The following is a 14,952-nucleotide window of genomic DNA, read 5'->3' on the forward strand; positions in this document are numbered from 1 at the left end:
CCGGGGGACGGCGGCCGGTCCCGGCCATGCCCGTGGCGCCCGGCGGATGTGTGAACGGGGCTCGCGGGGCGAGGATGGACGGTGGGGGACGTGCGACGGGACGACATCGGGGCCTGCGGTCCCAGCACGAAGGAGGGTGAGGCGGATGACCCACGTCACGGGCAACATGCCCGACGGGACGCCCAACTGGCTCGACATCGGCGTGCCCGACCTCGACCGGGCCAAGACGTTCTACGGGGAGCTCTTCGGCTGGCAGTTCGAGGACACCGGGCCGGAGGGCGGCCACTACAACCTGTGCACCCTGCGCGGCGAGCCCGTCGCCGGGATGATGACGAATCCCGAGGACCAGCCGGACGTGTACTGGTGGAGCGTCTACTTCGCCGCCGACGACTGCGACGGGACCGTCAAGCTCGTCACCGACGCGGGCGGCGAGGTCGTCGTCCCGGCCATGGACGTCATGGACCAGGGCCGCATGGCGATCGTCAGAGACCCGCAGGGCGGGCAGTTCGGCCTGTGGCAGGGCCGCAGCCACCCGGGCTCCCGGATCGTCAACGCCCCGGGATCGTTCGTGTGGAACGAGCTGGTCACGCAGGACTCGGAGGCCGCCTGCGAGTTCTACACCGCGGTGTTCGGCTACGAGCGCGAGGCGGTGCCCGGCATGGACTACACCGCGCTCAAGCGGCCCGGCAACGGCCGCTACATCGGCGGCGTGCTCGGCGGCTCGACCATCGTCCTCGGTGGCGGCGGCGGGCCCGTCTCGTCGTGGACGACGTACTTCGCCGTCGACGACGCCGACGAGGCGGTCCGCAAGGTCCGCGCGGGAGGCGGCACGGTCGACTCCGAGCCGCAGGACAGCCCGTACGGGCGGTCGGCGGCCGTCCGCGACCCGTTCGGGGTGCCGTTCCACGTGATGAAGCCCGCGCCCGACCCCGAGGCGTGACGGCTGTCCCTCGGGGCCCGGCGCCCGGGCCCCGAGGGGTTCAGCCCTGGCGCTCGGCCGACAGCCGCTGGGTGATCGTCCGCTGGAGCCGCTGGAGGCCGGAGGTGCCCACCAGCCCGATCTGGCCCTCCAGGTCGCGCAGCAGGACGTCCTCGTTCATCACGACCTCGGACGACTGCATCAGCACGGTCCCCTGGCCGGTGAAGTCGAACTGGTGCTCCTCCCCCGACGAGCCGCCGATCCCGAACATCATCCGCGCGGCGCCGAACGCCCCGCGCATGTAGGAGTGGTCGTAGTGGTGGCACGGGGACGGGCAGTCGGCCCAGCCGAGCAGCGCCTGCGGGTCGACCCTGATCGGCGGCTCCACGAAGTGGACAGCCCCGTTGGAGGCCGCCACGAACCGCCCCGTGCCGATCAGCGTCAGGAACCCGGGGATGATCGACTGCTTGAGCTCCAGGCCGGGCTCGAACGCCAGCAGGTTGCCGGCCCGGACCGTCAGGTTGCCGTTCTCCAGGTCGAAGGAGTTCACGTCGAACCCGCGGTCGGCGAGGATGAGCTTGCCCTGCCCCTGCGCGACGATCCAGTCCTGCGCGTACAGCGGCGAGTTGAAGGTGTGCGCGACGAGGGAGTCCAGCGGGCCCGCCGACAGCGCCTCGAACCTGATCTGCCCGTAGTAGGCGATCATCTTGCCCTTCTGCGCGAACCACTGCCCGTTGAGGTCGACGCTGAAGGCGTAGGAGTTGACGTTGTCGTTGGCCGGGAGGGTGTGCGGGTTCCAGGTCTGCGTGCCGAACGTGCTCACGGGTCAGATCTTCCTCTCGCTGGCCTGGACGTAGACGACGCCGGAACCGCTCAGCTGCAGCTGGAACGCCTCGCCGGAGCCGCGCCCGATCAAGTCGCGCAGGCCCGCGGCGGCGGTGAGCTTGTTCTCCACCTGGCCGCGGTGGGCCACGTAGGCCTGCGGATCGACGTGCACGGGACGCTGCGGGTTGATCGGCAGCTCCATCACGCCGCCGTGCGACAGCAGCGCGCACGAGCCGTGCCCGGTGAGCGTCGTGGTGAACAGTCCCTGCCCGGTGACCGCGCCGCGGACGATCCCGCGGACGCCGCCCTGCTCGCCCATGAACATCGTCCCGGCCTGCAGGGACGCGTCGTGCACCAGCAGCCGGTCGGCCTCGGCGTACAGGGTGTCCGCGCCGTTCAGGTCGATGACCGTGACGTCCAGGCCGCCGTGGCCGAACATGACGGTGCCCTGCCCGGTCACGTGCATCATCGCGCTGCGCTCGCCGGCGACGGCGCGCCCGATGGCGCCGCCCATGCTCTGCCCGGCCGTGGTGGACGGGGCGAACGACACCGGCCCGGTGTAGGCGAGCATCGCGCCGCGCTTGCTGTAGACCTCCTGCCCCGGCCCGATCGGCACCTGGAGCATCTTGGAGTTGATCGACTGGTATCCAGGCATCAGATCTCCAAAATCCCGCCGCGCTCAGCCGGCTGGACGTAGACCAGCCCGTGCCCCTGATACCGGAACTGCACGCTCTCTCCAGACCCCTGGCCTATCACCGTCCGCCAGTTGACGTCGGTGACCACGTCCTGCTGGAGCTGCCCGTGATGGCAGACGTAGGCGTGCGGGTCGACGCACAGCGGCGTCTGCGGTGTCACCTCCAGCGCGATCGCGGGCCCCTGGGACAGGATCGCGATCGTCCCGTGGCCGTCCACCTTGGTGGTGGCGAGCCCCTGGCCGGTGCCCATGCCCCGCAGCCCGACGAACTGCACCCCGGTCTGCAGGTTCCCGTCGAGGGCGAGGAGGCTCTCCGACTCCACGAAGAGCGTGTCGCCGGTGAGCTGGACGAGCGTCACCTCCGTCGCCTCGCTCGCCAGGTAGACCGTCCCCTGCCCGGTGATCTCCATGAGGGTCATGCCCTCGCCGGCGACCCTGCGCTTGAGGGCGCCGCGCAGGCCTTCACCGCCCGTCATGCCCTGCCGCTTGAACGCCATCTGCCCCTCGTAGGCGACCATGGAGCCGTTCAGCGCCCTGATGGTCTCCCCGCCGAGGTCGACGGCGAGCATCTTCGAGCCGTTCAACCGAAATTGCGCCACGGATCGAGAAGATACCGCCCGGCGCGTTGACGGTCCGCCGCACGCGCGGATCGGAGAGGATGAGCCCCATGTGGATCGCTCCCGAACGCCGCAGTCTCAGCCGCTGGGCCGTGCCAGGGCTCGCCCTGGGCGCCGGGATCGTGGTCGGGGCCGTGCTGGCCGCCGACGGGCGGTCGGGGACGGCCCTGGTCGCGCTCGCCGCCCTCGCCGGGTACGCCGTCTACCTCGCGTACCGGCGCAACGAGCCGGCGCTGCCGTTCAGCGAGTCGTTCGGGTCCGGCACGCGGGCCCGGGCGCACCTGCGGGCCTCCGCCATGACGGGCGACATGCTGACCGTCGCGGTCGTCGCCGCGCTCGTCGTCCAGGCGCTGCGCGGCGCCGACGTCACCCCCTACGCGTGGCTGGCGGCCGTCGCCGGGGTCACGTACCTGCTGTCCGCCCTGGCCGCCGGCCGCGGTCTGTGACCCCCGCCTCCCCTCCGTCGTTCACGCCCGCGATGTCGCGCTGACGATGTCGCGCTGACGATGTCGCGCTGAGATCGCCGCTGCGGCCTCAGGACGCCCCGGATGATCCCTTACGTGGATCAAGGGGGAAAAGTCCGCGAGCGGCCGTCTCCTGGGCGAGGATGGCCGCCTGGACGCGGCTGCTGAGCCCCAGTTTGCCGAGGATCCGGCTGACGTGCGTCTTGGTGGTCGTCTCGGCCATGGCGAGGCGGGCCGCGATCTGCCCGTTGGACAGGCCTTCGCCGAGGCACCGGAACACCTCCCGCTCGCGCGGCGTCAGCTCGTCCAGCCCCGGCGTCTCCGCGGGCGCCGCGGGCCGGGACGCGAAGGCGCCGATGAGCCACCGGGTGACCTTCGGGGCGATGATCCCCTCGCCCGCCGCCACGGTCCGCACGGCGTCCACCAGCCTGTCGGCGTCGACGTCCTTGAGCAGGAACCCGGCGGCCCCCGCGCGCAGGGCCCCGAACACGTACTCGTCCATGTCGAACGTCGTCAGCACCAGGACGTCGGTGAAGCCCGCGATCTCCCGGGTGGCGGCGATGCCGTCCAGGCGGGGCATGCGCACGTCCATGAGCACCACGTCCGGGCGCAGCTCGCGGGCCAGCTCCACCGCCCGCGCCCCGTCGGCGGCCTCGCCGACCACCCGGACGTCGGGGGCGGACCCGAGGATCAGCACCAGGCCGGCCCGCACCGCCGCCTGGTCGTCGGCGACCAGCACCTCGATCATGACGCCCTCTCCCCCTGCAGGTGGTCGACGGGCAGCTCGGCGTGCACGCGCCAGTGCGCGCCGTCCGGCCCCGCGTCGAATTCTCCGGCGAGCATGACGGCCCGCTCGCGCATCCCGACCAGGCCGCTTCCCGTGCCGGGCAGCCGCGAGCCGTCCCGGCCCAGCGGGCTGAGCACGTCGATCACCACGCGTTTCCCGCCGTAGGCGACCCGCACGTCGGCGCGGCCGGGCCCGGCGTGCTTCAGCGCGTTGGTCAGCGCCTCCTGGACGATCCGGTAGGCGGCCAGCTCGACCGCCGCCGGCAGCTCGGGCGGGTCCCCGGTGACCTCCAGCCGCGCCGACAGGTCCGACCGCGCGCTGCCCCGGACGAGCCGCCCGAGCTCGGCGAGCCGCGGCTGGGCGGCCGGGTCCTCGGCGCCGCCCTCCCGCAGCAGCCCGATCATCCGGCGCATCTCGGCGAGGCCCTGCACGCTGTTCTCCCGGATGACCTCCATGGCCCGGTTCACCCCGTCCCGGTCGAGGTCGGGCACCTTCAGGACGGCCGAGGAGTGCAGCGCCACCGCGCTCAGATGGTTGGCGATCACGTCGTGCAGCTCGCGGGCCATCCGGGCGCGCTCGGCGGACACCGCGGCCCGCCGGTCCATCTCGGCCAGCCGCGCGACCTGTTCGGCGCGCTGCCGCTCCGCCTCCGCCCGCTCCCGGTGCTCCCGGACGGCCATCGCGGTCAGCACCGGCGCCACCCACACGACGCCGGCGACCGACCCGCCCACCACGGCGACCGCGACGCCGTGCAGCACGATCCCGACCCCGGCCGCCACCGCGAGGCTGCCCGCGAGCGTCACGCCGAGCAGCCACTCCGCGGTGCGGCGGCGCCCGTACAGGCTCGCCGCGTACAGCGCGTCGCCGTAGATCATCGCGGTGGCCAGGCTCGGCCCGAAGACCACGTCGGCGAAGTTGAACGGCGTCGCCAGCAGCAGCCCGGTGATCGGGGCCTTCCGCCGGAGCAGCATCGCGAGGCAGAGCCCGGACAGCGGCACGAGCCGCAGCCAGAGCGACACGTCCCAGTCCTTGGACCAGAGCGTGTACCCGTGCGCCCCCAGGACCACCAGCCCGCCGACGAGCGAGCCCGCGGCGATCAGGGCGTCCTGCCGGGTGGTGAGACGTCGGAGCCTGTGCACGCCTCCATCACAGCATCCCCGCCGGGGTCCGCCGTCCACCCGCGTGAGGAGCCTCCGTACATCCTTCGGAGGACCCGCGAAACCTCACCTCAGAGGACGATTCCGCGCACCGCCCGGGCGCACGATGGAATCCGGTTCCAGCGGGGAGGTCATGTGCTGATAGGGGTCATCGCGGCCTGCGAGATCGGGTTCTGGGTGGTGCTGGCGGCCGGCCTCGCCGCCCGCTACCCGCTGCGCCTCCGCCGCACCGGCGCGGTGCTCCTCCTGTGCGTCCCGCTGGTCGACCTGGTCCTGCTGGCGGCCACTGCGACCGACCTGCGCGGCGGCGCGACCGCGGGCACCGGCCACGGCCTGGCCGCCGCCTACCTCGGCTACTCCGTCGCCTTCGGCCACAGCATGGTCCGGTGGGCCGACGAGCGGTTCGCGCACCGCTTCGCCGGCGGTCCCCCGCCGCGCGGCAGGCCCAGGTACGGGGCGGCCCGCGTCCGCTACGAGTGGCGCGAGTTCGGGAAGGCCGCCCTGGCCACCGCGATCGCCTGCGGCCTCCTGCTCGCCATGATCGCACTCGTCGGCGACGCGGACCGCACGCACGCCCTCACCGGCTGGCTGGGCCGGCTCGGCACGGTCCTCGCGATCTGGTCCCTGTGGCCGATCACCACCACCCTGTGGCCGCCCAAGCCCAAGGACGCCGCCGCGGAGCCCGCCGAGCCCGCGCGGCCCCGGTGACGCGTGAGGCCGCGCCCCGGGCGGGGCGCGGCCTCACGGCACGGTGCGGTCAGACGTTGAACCCGAGGGCGCGGAGCTGGTCGCGGCCGTCGTCGGTGATCTTGTCGGGGCCCCACGGCGGGAGCCAGACCCAGTTGATCTTGACGTCCTTGACCAGGCCGTCCAGGGCGGAGTGCGCCTGGTCCTCGATCACGTCGGTGAGCGGGCAGGCGGCGCTGGTCAGCGTCATGTCCAGGGTGGCGACCTCGTCGGACAGGTCGACGCCGTAGACGAGGCCGAGGTCGACGACGTTGATGCCGAGTTCGGGGTCGACGACGTCCTTCAGCGCCTCCAGGACCTCCTCCTGCTCGGGGGACAGCGCCTCCTTGGCGGGCGCGTCGGTCGCCGGGGTGTCGGTCGCGGGCGTGTCGGTCATGATGCCTCTCCGAGAGCGCGGGCGGTCGCGTCCTTCCACGCCATCCAGGCGAGCAGGGCGCACTTGATCCTGGCGGGGTACTTGGAGACCCCGGCGAAGGCGATGGCGTCCTCCAGGACGTCCTCGTCGGGCTCGACGTCCTGGCCGCGGGACTGCATCAGCGACAGGAACTCCTCGCCGACCGCCATCGCCTCCTTCACGGACTTGCCGATGACCAGGTCGGACATCACCGAGGCGCTCGCCTGGCTGATCGAGCAGCCCATGGCGTCGTAGGAGACGTCGGCGACCGTGGCGTCCTGGCCCTCGCCGTCCAGATGGACGCGCAGCGTCACCTCGTCACCGCACGTCGGGTTGACGTGGTGCGCCTCGCCCTCGAACGGCTCCCGCAGCCCCTTGTGCAGGGGGTTGCGGTAATGGTCCAGGATGACCTCCTGGTACATCGCCTCCAACTGCATGTCGTCCTTTCCAAGCCTTTCCTCGCTACAACCAGGGCCCGGCCTGGCCTGTTCCTCAGGTGGTCCCGAAGAACTTCTGGGCCTGCCGGACCGCGTCGGCGAGCGCGTCCACGTCGCCGAGCGTGTTGTAGAGGTAGAACGTCGCGCGGGTGGTCGCCGGGATGCCGAAGCGGCGGCAGATCGGCCACGCGCAGTGGTGGCCGACGCGCACCTCGACGCCCAGGTCGTCCAGGACCTGGCCGACGTCGTGCGGGTGGATGTCCTCGACGGTGAACGACACCGCGCCGCCGCGTGCCTCGGTGGTGCCGGGCCCGATGATGCGGACGCCGGGGATCTCACCCAGCCGCTCCAGCGAGTAGGCGACGAGGGCCTCCTCATGGGCGTGCACGCGGTCCATGCCGATCTCGGCGAGGTAGTCGCAGGCCACCCCGAGCCCGACCGCCTGCGCCGTCATCGGCACGCCGGCCTCGAACCGCTGCGGCGGCGGCATGAACGTGGTCTCCTCCATCCGGACGACCTCGATCATGGAACCGCCGGTGATGAACGGCGGCATGGCCTCCAGCAGCTCGCTCCGGCCCCACAGCACGCCTATGCCGGTCGGGCCCAGCATCTTGTGCCCGGAGAACGCGAGGAAGTCGGCGCCCAGCCGGGTGACGTCCACCGGCTGGTGCGGAACCGACTGCGCGGCGTCCAGCAGGACGAACGCGCCGACGGCGTGGGCACGCTCCACGATCCGCTCGACCGGCGGGACGGTCCCGAGCACGTTCGACTGGTGCGTCAGCGCGACGATCTTCGTGCGCTCGTTGACCAGCTCGTCGAGGTTCTGGAGGTCGAGCCGGCCCTCGTCGGTGATGCCGAACCAGCGCAGCGTCGCCCCGGTCCTCCGGCACAGCTGCTGCCACGGGACGAGGTTCGCGTGGTGCTCCATCTCCGACACCACGACCTCGTCGCCGGGGCCGACGGCGAAGCGCCCGGCCTCCGGGCCCGCGGTGGCCGCGTTGCTCATCGCGTACGCGACCAGGTTGATGCCCTCGGTCGCGTTCTTGGTGAACACGATCTCACCGGGCGTCGCGCCGATGAACCGGGCGATCGACGCGCGGGCGTTCTCGTAGGCCTCCGTCGCCTCCTCGGCGAGCAGGTGCGCCCCGCGGTGCGGCGCCGCGTTGTGCCGCTCGTAGAACTCCCGCTCGGCGTCCAGCACCCGGACGGGCTTCTGCGAGGTCGCACCCGAGTCGAGGTACACCAGAGGACGCCCGCCGCGCACCGTGCGCCCCAGCAGCGGAAAGTCCTTCTTGACCTCCTCAGGCAGCAGCTCACTCATGCTGACTCCCCTGTGGGGGGGCGACCCCCCACGCCCCCCGGTTCGCTTCGCTCATGCTGACTCCCCTGTGGGGGGACGACCCCCCACGCCCCCCGCGTTCGCTTCGCTCATAGAGACGCGCCCGCCTTCGAGTACTTCTCGTAACCCTCGTTCTCCAGCTCGTCGGCCAGCTCAGGCCCGCCCTCGGCGACGACGCGGCCGCCCGCGAACACGTGCACGAAGTCGGGCTTCACGTACCGCAGGATGCGGGTGTAGTGCGTGATGAGCAGGACGCCGGTCTCACCGGAGGCGAACCGGTTGACGCCCTCGGAGACGACCTTGAGGGCGTCGACGTCGAGGCCGGAGTCGGTCTCGTCCAGGATCGCGACCTTCGGCTTCAGCATCTCCAGCTGCAGGATCTCGTGCCGCTTCTTCTCGCCGCCGGAGAAGCCCTCGTTCAGGCTCCGCTGCGCGAACGCCGGGTCGATGGACAGGCCGTCCATCGCCTGCTTCATCTCCTTGGAGAACTCGCGGAGCTTCGGGGCCTCGCCGCGGACGGCGGTCACGGCCGAGCGCAGGAAGTTGGACACCGAGACGCCCGGTACCTCGACCGGGTACTGCATCGCCAGGAACAGCCCGGCGCGGGCGCGCTCGTCGACCGACATGGCGAGGACGTCCTCGCCGTCCAGCGTGACCGTGCCGGAGGTCACCTCGTACTTCGGGTGGCCGGCGATCGCGTAGGCGAGGGTGGATTTGCCGGAGCCGTTCGGCCCCATGATCGCGTGGGTCTGGCCGGCCTTCACGGTCAGGTCGACCCCGCGCAGGATCTCCTTCGCCCCGTCGGAGCCGTCGCCGACGGAGACGTGGAGGTCGCGGATCTCTAGCGTGGCCATAGTGCGTGTAGTCCTTCGTCGTGCGGTCAGTCGCCGGCGAGCGAGACGTAGACGTCCCCGCCCTCGACCTTGACCTTGTAGGTGGCGACCGGCTGCGTGGCCGGCGGGTTGGTGGGCTTTCCGGTGCGCAGGTCGAAGCAGGACCCGTGCAGCCAGCACTCGATCGTGCCGTTGTAGACCTCGCCCTCGGACAGCGAGACCTCGGCGTGCGAGCAGATGTCGTTCAGGGCGAACACGTCGTCGCCGCTGCGCGCGATGGCGACGGGCGTGTCGTCCACCTCGACGGCGAGCGCCCCGTCCTGCGGGACCTCGTCCAGAGCGCACACCTTGACGTACGTCATGCGCGCGCTCCCCGGTCGAGCTCGGCTTCGATCGCCTCCCCGACCTTGTCGCGGACCTCGGCGACCTCGATCCGCTCCACCAGCTGGCCGAGGAATCCCCGGACCACCATGCGCCGCGCCTCGTCGAAGGTGATGCCGCGCGCCTGCAGGTAGAACAGGTGCTCGTCGTCCAGCCGCCCGGACGCCGAGGCGTGCCCCGCCCCGGCGACCTCGCCGGTGAGGATCTCCAGGTTGGGGACGGAGTCGACCCGCGTCCCGTCGGTGAGGACGAGGTTGCGGTTCAGCTCGTAGGTGTCGGTGCCCTCGGCCTCCGCGCGGATGATCACGTCGCCGATCCAGACGGCATGCGCGTCCTGGTCCTGGAGCGCGCCGCGGTAGTCGACGCGGCTGCGGCAGTGCGGGACGGCGTGGTCGACGAGGAGCCGGTGCTCCAGGTGCTGGCCGCCGTCGACGAAGTACACCCCGTACAGCTCGGCGTCGCCGCCGGGCCCGTCGTAGGAGACCGACGGCGAGATCCGCACGACGTCGCCGCCGAGCGAGATGTTGTGCGAGACGAACCGGGCGTCGCGGCCGAGGCGGGCGTGCTGGTGGGAGACGTGGACGCTGTCGTCCGCCCAGTCCTGCAGGCTGATCACCGACAGCCGGGCGCCGTCGCCGACGACGAACTCGACGTTGTCGGCGTAGGTGGCCGAACCGCGGTGCGCGAGCACCACGGTGGCCTCGGCGAACGGCTCCAGGACGACGGTCGTGTGCCCGTAGGCGGCGGCCGAGGCGTCCTCGCCGCGCAGCCGCAGCACGGTCGGCGCCGACGCCACGGTCTCCTTCCGCACCGTGACGACGGTGGCGTGGGTGAAGGAGGTCCAGGCCTGGGCGCTCACCCGGTCGGCGGGGACGTAGGCCCGGCCGAGGCGCTCGTCGTCGCGGCCGACGGTCTCGACCGTCACCTCCGGCGCCGCCTCGGCCTCCAGGAGCACCTTGCCGCCGTCCTCGGCGGTGCCGTTGTGCAGGCCGCGCAGCCGGCGCAGCGGGGTGAACCGCCACTCCTCCTCGCGGCCCGTCGGCACGTCGAAGTCGCCCACCTCGAAGGACGCCTTCTCATGCAGCGTCGAGAGAGGCTTCTGCTCCAGCCCCATCAGCCGACGGCTCCTTCCATCTGCAGCTCGATGAGCCGGTTCAGCTCGAGCGCGTACTCCATCGGCAGCTCGCGCGCGATCGGCTCGACGAACCCGCGCACGATCATCGCCATCGCCTCGTCCTCGGTGAGGCCGCGGCTCATCAGGTAGAACAGCTGCTGCTCCGACACCTTGGAGACGGTCGCCTCGTGGCCCATCTCGACGTCGTCCTCGCGGACGTCGACGTAGGGGTAGGTGTCGGACCGGCTGATCTGGTCGACGAGCAGCGCGTCGCACTTGACCGTGGACTTGCTGTGCTCGGCGCCCTCCTGGATCTGCACCAGCCCCCGGTAGGACGTGCGGCCGCCGCCGCGCGCCACCGACTTGGAGATGATGCTGCTGGAGGTGTTGGGCGCGGCGTGCACCATCTTGGCGCCGGCGTCCTGGTGCTGGTCCTCGCCGGCGAACGCGATCGACAGGGTCTCGCCCTTGGCGTGCTCGCCGAGCAGGTACACCGCCGGGTACTTCATGGTGACCTTGGAGCCGATGTTGCCGTCGACCCACTCCATGGTGGCGCCCTCGTAGGCGACGGCGCGCTTGGTCACCAGGTTGTAGACGTTGTTGGACCAGTTCTGGATGGTCGTGTAGCGGACGCGGGCGTCCTTCTTCACGACGATCTCCACGACGGCGGAGTGCAGCGAGTCCGACTTGTAGATCGGGGCGGTACAGCCCTCGACGTAGTGGACGTAGGAGCCCTCGTCGGCGATGATCAGCGTCCGCTCGAACTGGCCCATGTTCTCGGTGTTGATCCGGAAGTAGGCCTGCAGCGGGATCTCGACGTGCACGCCCGGCGGGACGTAGATGAACGAGCCGCCCGACCACACGGCGGTGTTGAGCGCGGCGAACTTGTTGTCGCCGACGGGGATCACCGAGCCGAAGTACTCCTGGAAGATCTCCGGGTGCTCGCGCAGGCCGGTGTCGGTGTCGACGAAGATGACGCCCTTCTCCTCAAGGTCCTCGCGGATCTTGTGGTAGACGACCTCCGACTCGTACTGCGCGGCGACGCCGGCGATGAGACGCTGCTTCTCCGCCTCAGGGATGCCGAGCTTGTCGTAGGTGTTCTTGATGTCCTCTGGGAGCTCCTCCCAGGAGGCGGCCTGCTGCTCGGTGGAGCGCACGAAGTACTTGATGTTGTCGAAGTCGATGTCCGACAGGTCGGAGCCCCAGGTGGGCATCGGCTTCTTGCTGAACAGCCGCAGCCCCTTGAGGCGCAGGTCGAGCATCCACTGGGGTTCGTTCTTCTTGGCCGAGATGTCACGGACGACGTCCTCGTTCAGCCCGCGCTTCGCCGAGGCGCCCGCCTCGTCGGAGTCGGCCCAGCCGAACTTGTACCTGTCGAGCCCTTCCAGCTCTGGGTGGGCTGCCGTAGTCATAGGGAGGTCCCTCCGGACTCCTCGTCACTGATCCTTGTGTGTTCGGGGGATGGCTCCCCCGCGTCCCCGCCAGGGGTGACGCTCGCGGCGGAATCGCCTTCCCCGTCGTCCTCGCCCGCCCCGCACAGGGAGCGTGAGCTGACATGGGTGGTGCAGATGCCGTCGCCGTGGGCGATCGTCGCCAGTCGCTGCACGGGGGTCCCGAGCAGCCGGCTGAACGCCTCGGTCTCGGCCTCGCACAGCTGCGGGAACTCCGCGGCGACGTGCGCGACCGGGCAGTGGTGCTGGCACAGCTGCTCGCCGCCGCCCGGCTGGGGCGCCTTCGCGGCGGCGGCCGCGTAGCCGTCGCCCGAGAGCGCCTCGGCGAGAATGCGCACCCGCTGGTGGGGCGGAGCGCCCTGCACGACCGGCCGGTACCGCCGCTCGAGATCGGCGATCTGCCGCCGGGCGAACTCGGCGACCGCGTGGCCGCCGGCCGTCTCGGCGAGGAACCGCAGCGCGCTGGTCGCCAGGTCGTCGTAGGCGTGCACGAAGGCACTGCGCCCGGCGTCGGTGATGGCGAACCACTTGGCGGGACGCCCCCGGCCGCGCCGGGTCTGCGGGACCCGCGCCTTGCGGACCTCGATCATGCCCTCGGCCAGCAGCGCGTCCAGGTGCCGGCGGACCGCGGCCGGCGTGAGCCCGACGCGCTCCCCCAGCGTGGACGCCGTGACCGGCCCGTGTTCGAGGATGAGCCGGGCCACCCGCGCGCGCGTGTCGCGCTCGGTGCGGCCAGGCGCCGACGGCACGCCGAACGGCCGCGCGGTGGCGGCCGGGGCGGTCGTCTGGTCCTCGCTCACGTTTTTCACAACATCAGTGTGCCGTAATTACTTCCCGCGAAACACCGGAATCCCGATGTCGTAGCTCACGCAGGTAAGCCTTACCTAACCTGGGCTTTCGTCCCCCGGCGGCACAGAGCGCCGCCGCCTTGTATACCGCGTCCTCATCGCGTGCTCGCGCGCGCCCTCACCCGGAGCCCTGACCGCGCCCGGCGCCGGACCGGCGGCGGGACCGGGCGCGGAGTCCTCATCCCCCGGATCTAAACTCGTCTCCATGACAACCCCCGGAGACGGCGCCGTCGAGCTGGTCTCGCTCGTCAAGCGCTACGGCGCGGCGGGCGCCGCACGCCCGGCCGTGGACGGCCTGACGCTCACCGCCGCCCGGGGCGCCGTCACCGCGCTGCTCGGACCGAACGGCGCCGGCAAGACCACCACGATCGAGATCTGCGAGGGGTTCCGCCGCCCCGACTCCGGCACCGTCCGCGTCCTCGGCCTCGACCCGCTCGCGGACGGGCGGGCGCTGAAGCCGCGGGTCGGCGTGATGCCGCAGTCCGGCGGCGTGCCGGGGACGGCCCGCGCCGGCGAGTTCCTGAAGCTCGTCGCGTCGTTCCACTCTTCGCCGCTCGACACGTCCGCCCTGCTGGAGCGGCTCGGCCTCACCGAGCACGCCCGCACCCCGTTCCGCCGCATGTCGGGCGGGCAGCAGCAGCGGCTGTCGCTGGCCGTCGCCGTGGTCGGGCGGCCCGAGCTCGTCTTCCTGGACGAGCCCACGACCGGCCTCGACCCGCAGGCCAGGCACGCCACCTGGGACCTGATCGGGGAGCTGCGCGCGGCGGGGGTCTCGGTCGTGCTCACCACGCACAACATGGAGGAGGCCGAGCGCCTCTCCGACCACGTCGTCATCGTCGACCACGGCAGGGTGGTCGCCGAGGGCGCCCCCGAGGAGCTGACCGGCGCCGAGCGGCAGCTGCGGTTCCGCGCCCGCCCCGGCCTCGGCCTGGAGGAGCTGCTGTCGGCGCTGCCCGTGGGGAGCGCCGCGAAGGAGTCCCCCGCCGGGCATTACCTGATCGAAGCGGACGTGCGGCCCGAGCTGCTGGCCACCGTCACCGCCTGGTGCGCCTCGCACGGCGTCATGACCGAGGACCTGCGGATCGAGCGCCGCACCCTGGAGGACGTCTTCCTTGAACTGACCGGACGGGAGCTGCGCTCGTGACCGCCGCGGACAAGACCGCCTCGCCCAAACCCCCCGCCCTGGTCCTCGCCCCCGCCCCGGGCGCGGTGCCGCTGCCGCGGATGATCGTGTCCCAGGCCCGCTACGAGTTCCGGACCGTGCTGCGCAACGGCGAGCAGCTGCTGCTCACCCTGATCATCCCGGTCGTGCTGCTCGCCCTGTTCAGCGGCACCTCGCTGCTCGACCTCGGTGCCGGCCGCCGGGTCGACTTCCTCGCGCCGGGGATCCTCGCGCTCGCGGTCATGTCCACCGCGTTCACCGGCCAGGCCATCGGCACCGGCTTCGAGCGGCGCTACGGCGTCCTCAAGCGGCTCGGCGCCACTCCGCTGCCGCGCGGCGGGCTCATCGCCGCCAAGACGCTCAGCGTGCTCGCCGTGGAGGCGGTCCAGGCCGCGGTGATCTGCGCGGTCGCGCTGGCGCTCGGCTGGCATCCGCGCGGCGACCCCGCCTCCGTGGTCGTCCTGCTGCTGCTCGGCACCGCCGCGTTCAGCGGGTTCGGGCTGCTCATGGCCGGGACGCTGCGCGCCGAGGCCACGCTCGCCGCGGCGAACCTCGTCTATATCCTGCTCCTGGCGGTCGGCGGCGTCGTGTTCCCGCTGGACCGGTTCCCCGGCCCGGTGCAGCCCGCCCTGGAACTGCTGCCCATCTCGGCGCTCGCCGACGGGTTGCGGCAGGTCCTGCAAGATGACGCCGCGCTTCCCGGCGGCCCGCTGATCGTCCTCGCGGTCTGGGCCGTCGCCGGCCTGGCCCTCGCCGCCCGGTTCTTCAAGTGGGAGTGATGCA

18 protein-coding genes are annotated in these 14,952 nt (G+C 71.9%); 5 read left to right on the top strand and 13 right to left on the bottom strand.

The window, feature by feature from the left end; genetic code table 11:
* Window positions 1-145 precede the first annotated feature (145 nt).
* Window positions 146-940, top strand: coding sequence for a VOC family protein (locus ABGB11_RS27465; RefSeq protein WP_347637210.1), 795 nt, complete (start codon window positions 146-148; stop codon window positions 938-940).
* A gap of 40 nt (window positions 941-980) precedes the next feature.
* Here the strand turns inward: ABGB11_RS27465 and ABGB11_RS27470 are convergent, their stop codons facing one another.
* The 3 genes from ABGB11_RS27470 to ABGB11_RS27480 are packed head-to-tail and all read right to left on the bottom strand — an operon-like array spanning window position 981 to window position 3,037.
* Entirely contained in the window at window positions 981-1,742 is a 762-nt protein-coding gene (locus ABGB11_RS27470) for an AIM24 family protein (protein WP_347637212.1), read from the bottom strand.
* 3 nt (window positions 1,743-1,745) lie between these two features.
* Window positions 1,746-2,399 carry an AIM24 family protein gene (locus ABGB11_RS27475; protein WP_347637214.1) on the bottom strand — a complete coding sequence of 218 codons (654 nt, stop codon included), beginning with the start codon at window positions 2,397-2,399 and terminating at the stop codon, window positions 1,746-1,748.
* Window positions 2,399-3,037 (bottom strand): AIM24 family protein, encoded by a 639-nt coding sequence (locus tag ABGB11_RS27480; RefSeq protein ID WP_347637216.1) that lies wholly within the window; start codon window positions 3,035-3,037, stop codon window positions 2,399-2,401. Before ABGB11_RS27480 ends, ABGB11_RS27475 begins: the two co-directional genes overlap by 1 nt.
* 68 nt (window positions 3,038-3,105) lie before the next feature.
* Between ABGB11_RS27480 and ABGB11_RS27485 the strand changes: the two genes are divergently transcribed.
* The gene (locus ABGB11_RS27485) at window positions 3,106-3,501 is read left to right on the top strand and encodes an ABC transporter permease (RefSeq protein ID WP_347637218.1); all 396 of its coding nucleotides are present in this window, start codon (window positions 3,106-3,108) and stop codon (window positions 3,499-3,501) included.
* Window positions 3,502-3,589: 88 nt separating this feature from the next.
* Here the strand turns inward: ABGB11_RS27485 and ABGB11_RS27490 are convergent, their stop codons facing one another.
* Both ABGB11_RS27490 and ABGB11_RS27495 read right to left on the bottom strand, forming a co-directional pair.
* Window positions 3,590-4,267 carry a response regulator transcription factor gene (locus ABGB11_RS27490; RefSeq protein WP_347637220.1) on the bottom strand — a complete coding sequence of 226 codons (678 nt, stop codon included), beginning with the start codon at window positions 4,265-4,267 and terminating at the stop codon, window positions 3,590-3,592.
* Entirely contained in the window at window positions 4,264-5,445 is a 1,182-nt protein-coding gene (locus ABGB11_RS27495) for a histidine kinase (protein WP_347637222.1), read from the bottom strand. The genes ABGB11_RS27490 and ABGB11_RS27495 overlap by 4 nt, the downstream gene beginning before the upstream one ends.
* Before the next feature lie 153 nt (window positions 5,446-5,598).
* Here ABGB11_RS27495 and ABGB11_RS27500 point away from each other — a divergent pair, with 153 nt between their 5' ends.
* Window positions 5,599-6,171, top strand: a complete 573-nt coding sequence (locus ABGB11_RS27500) for a hypothetical protein (RefSeq protein ID WP_347637224.1) — start codon at window positions 5,599-5,601, stop codon at window positions 6,169-6,171.
* A gap of 49 nt (window positions 6,172-6,220) precedes the next feature.
* On the opposite strand, the gene ABGB11_RS27505 is transcribed toward ABGB11_RS27500, so the two are convergent.
* The 8 genes from ABGB11_RS27505 to ABGB11_RS27540 all read right to left on the bottom strand — a co-directional run bounded on the left by ABGB11_RS27505 (window position 6,221) and on the right by ABGB11_RS27540 (window position 12,908).
* Window positions 6,221-6,586, bottom strand: a complete 366-nt coding sequence (locus ABGB11_RS27505) for a metal-sulfur cluster assembly factor (RefSeq protein WP_347637226.1) — start codon at window positions 6,584-6,586, stop codon at window positions 6,221-6,223.
* Complete coding sequence (gene sufU / locus ABGB11_RS27510) at window positions 6,583-7,041, bottom strand: Fe-S cluster assembly sulfur transfer protein SufU (RefSeq protein WP_347637228.1); 459 nt, start codon at window positions 7,039-7,041, stop codon at window positions 6,583-6,585. Before sufU ends, ABGB11_RS27505 begins: the two co-directional genes overlap by 4 nt.
* Window positions 7,042-7,096: 55 nt before the next feature.
* A complete protein-coding gene (locus ABGB11_RS27515) occupies window positions 7,097-8,362 on the bottom strand; it encodes a cysteine desulfurase (RefSeq protein ID WP_347637230.1) in 1,266 nt (421 codons plus the stop codon).
* Between the two features lie 107 nt (window positions 8,363-8,469).
* Window positions 8,470-9,234, bottom strand: coding sequence for a Fe-S cluster assembly ATPase SufC (sufC, locus tag ABGB11_RS27520; RefSeq protein ID WP_347637232.1), 765 nt, complete (start codon window positions 9,232-9,234; stop codon window positions 8,470-8,472).
* Window positions 9,235-9,260: 26 nt separating this feature from the next.
* Window positions 9,261-9,575: a non-heme iron oxygenase ferredoxin subunit gene (locus tag ABGB11_RS27525; protein ID WP_347637234.1), complete on the bottom strand. Its 315-nt coding sequence runs from the start codon at window positions 9,573-9,575 to the stop codon at window positions 9,261-9,263.
* Entirely contained in the window at window positions 9,572-10,708 is a 1,137-nt protein-coding gene (gene sufD, locus ABGB11_RS27530) for a Fe-S cluster assembly protein SufD (RefSeq protein ID WP_347637236.1), read from the bottom strand. The genes ABGB11_RS27525 and sufD overlap by 4 nt, the downstream gene beginning before the upstream one ends.
* On the bottom strand, window positions 10,708-12,120 hold the full coding sequence (sufB, locus tag ABGB11_RS27535; protein WP_347637238.1) for a Fe-S cluster assembly protein SufB: 1,413 nt from the start codon (window positions 12,118-12,120) through the stop codon (window positions 10,708-10,710). Before sufB ends, sufD begins: the two co-directional genes overlap by 1 nt.
* On the bottom strand, window positions 12,117-12,908 hold the full coding sequence (locus tag ABGB11_RS27540; RefSeq protein ID WP_347637495.1) for a metalloregulator ArsR/SmtB family transcription factor: 792 nt from the start codon (window positions 12,906-12,908) through the stop codon (window positions 12,117-12,119). Before ABGB11_RS27540 ends, sufB begins: the two co-directional genes overlap by 4 nt.
* A gap of 304 nt (window positions 12,909-13,212) precedes the next feature.
* Here ABGB11_RS27540 and ABGB11_RS27545 point away from each other — a divergent pair, with 304 nt between their 5' ends.
* The gene (locus ABGB11_RS27545) at window positions 13,213-14,151 is read left to right on the top strand and encodes an ABC transporter ATP-binding protein (RefSeq protein ID WP_347637240.1); all 939 of its coding nucleotides are present in this window, start codon (window positions 13,213-13,215) and stop codon (window positions 14,149-14,151) included.
* A gap of 80 nt (window positions 14,152-14,231) precedes the next feature.
* Window positions 14,232-14,948 carry an ABC transporter permease gene (locus ABGB11_RS27550; protein ID WP_347637497.1) on the top strand — a complete coding sequence of 239 codons (717 nt, stop codon included), beginning with the start codon at window positions 14,232-14,234 and terminating at the stop codon, window positions 14,946-14,948.
* Window positions 14,949-14,952 lie beyond the last annotated feature (4 nt).

The organism is Actinomadura sp. B10D3, from assembly GCF_039871695.1.
Lineage (GTDB): Bacteria > Actinomycetota > Actinomycetes > Streptosporangiales > Streptosporangiaceae > Spirillospora > Spirillospora madurae.

Excerpts from the sequence above, each read along its gene's own strand:
- ABGB11_RS27465 (WP_347637210.1), top strand. The coding sequence starts at position 146 with ATGACCCACGTCACGGGCAACATGCCCGACGGGACGCCCAACTGGCTC.
- ABGB11_RS27475 (WP_347637214.1), bottom strand. The coding sequence starts at position 2,399 with ATGCCTGGATACCAGTCGATCAACTCCAAGATGCTCCAGGTGCCGATC.
- ABGB11_RS27485 (WP_347637218.1), top strand. The coding sequence starts at position 3,106 with ATGTGGATCGCTCCCGAACGCCGCAGTCTCAGCCGCTGGGCCGTGCCA.
- ABGB11_RS27490 (WP_347637220.1), bottom strand. The coding sequence starts at position 4,267 with ATGATCGAGGTGCTGGTCGCCGACGACCAGGCGGCGGTGCGGGCCGGC.
- ABGB11_RS27505 (WP_347637226.1), bottom strand. The coding sequence starts at position 6,586 with ATGACCGACACGCCCGCGACCGACACCCCGGCGACCGACGCGCCCGCC.
- sufU (WP_347637228.1), bottom strand. The coding sequence starts at position 7,041 with ATGCAGTTGGAGGCGATGTACCAGGAGGTCATCCTGGACCATTACCGC.
- ABGB11_RS27515 (WP_347637230.1), bottom strand. The coding sequence starts at position 8,362 with ATGAGTGAGCTGCTGCCTGAGGAGGTCAAGAAGGACTTTCCGCTGCTG.
- sufC (WP_347637232.1), bottom strand. The coding sequence starts at position 9,234 with ATGGCCACGCTAGAGATCCGCGACCTCCACGTCTCCGTCGGCGACGGC.
- ABGB11_RS27525 (WP_347637234.1), bottom strand. The coding sequence starts at position 9,575 with ATGACGTACGTCAAGGTGTGCGCTCTGGACGAGGTCCCGCAGGACGGG.
- sufD (WP_347637236.1), bottom strand. The coding sequence starts at position 10,708 with ATGGGGCTGGAGCAGAAGCCTCTCTCGACGCTGCATGAGAAGGCGTCC.
- sufB (WP_347637238.1), bottom strand. The coding sequence starts at position 12,120 with ATGACTACGGCAGCCCACCCAGAGCTGGAAGGGCTCGACAGGTACAAG.
- ABGB11_RS27545 (WP_347637240.1), top strand. The coding sequence starts at position 13,213 with ATGACAACCCCCGGAGACGGCGCCGTCGAGCTGGTCTCGCTCGTCAAG.
- ABGB11_RS27550 (WP_347637497.1), top strand. The coding sequence starts at position 14,232 with ATGATCGTGTCCCAGGCCCGCTACGAGTTCCGGACCGTGCTGCGCAAC.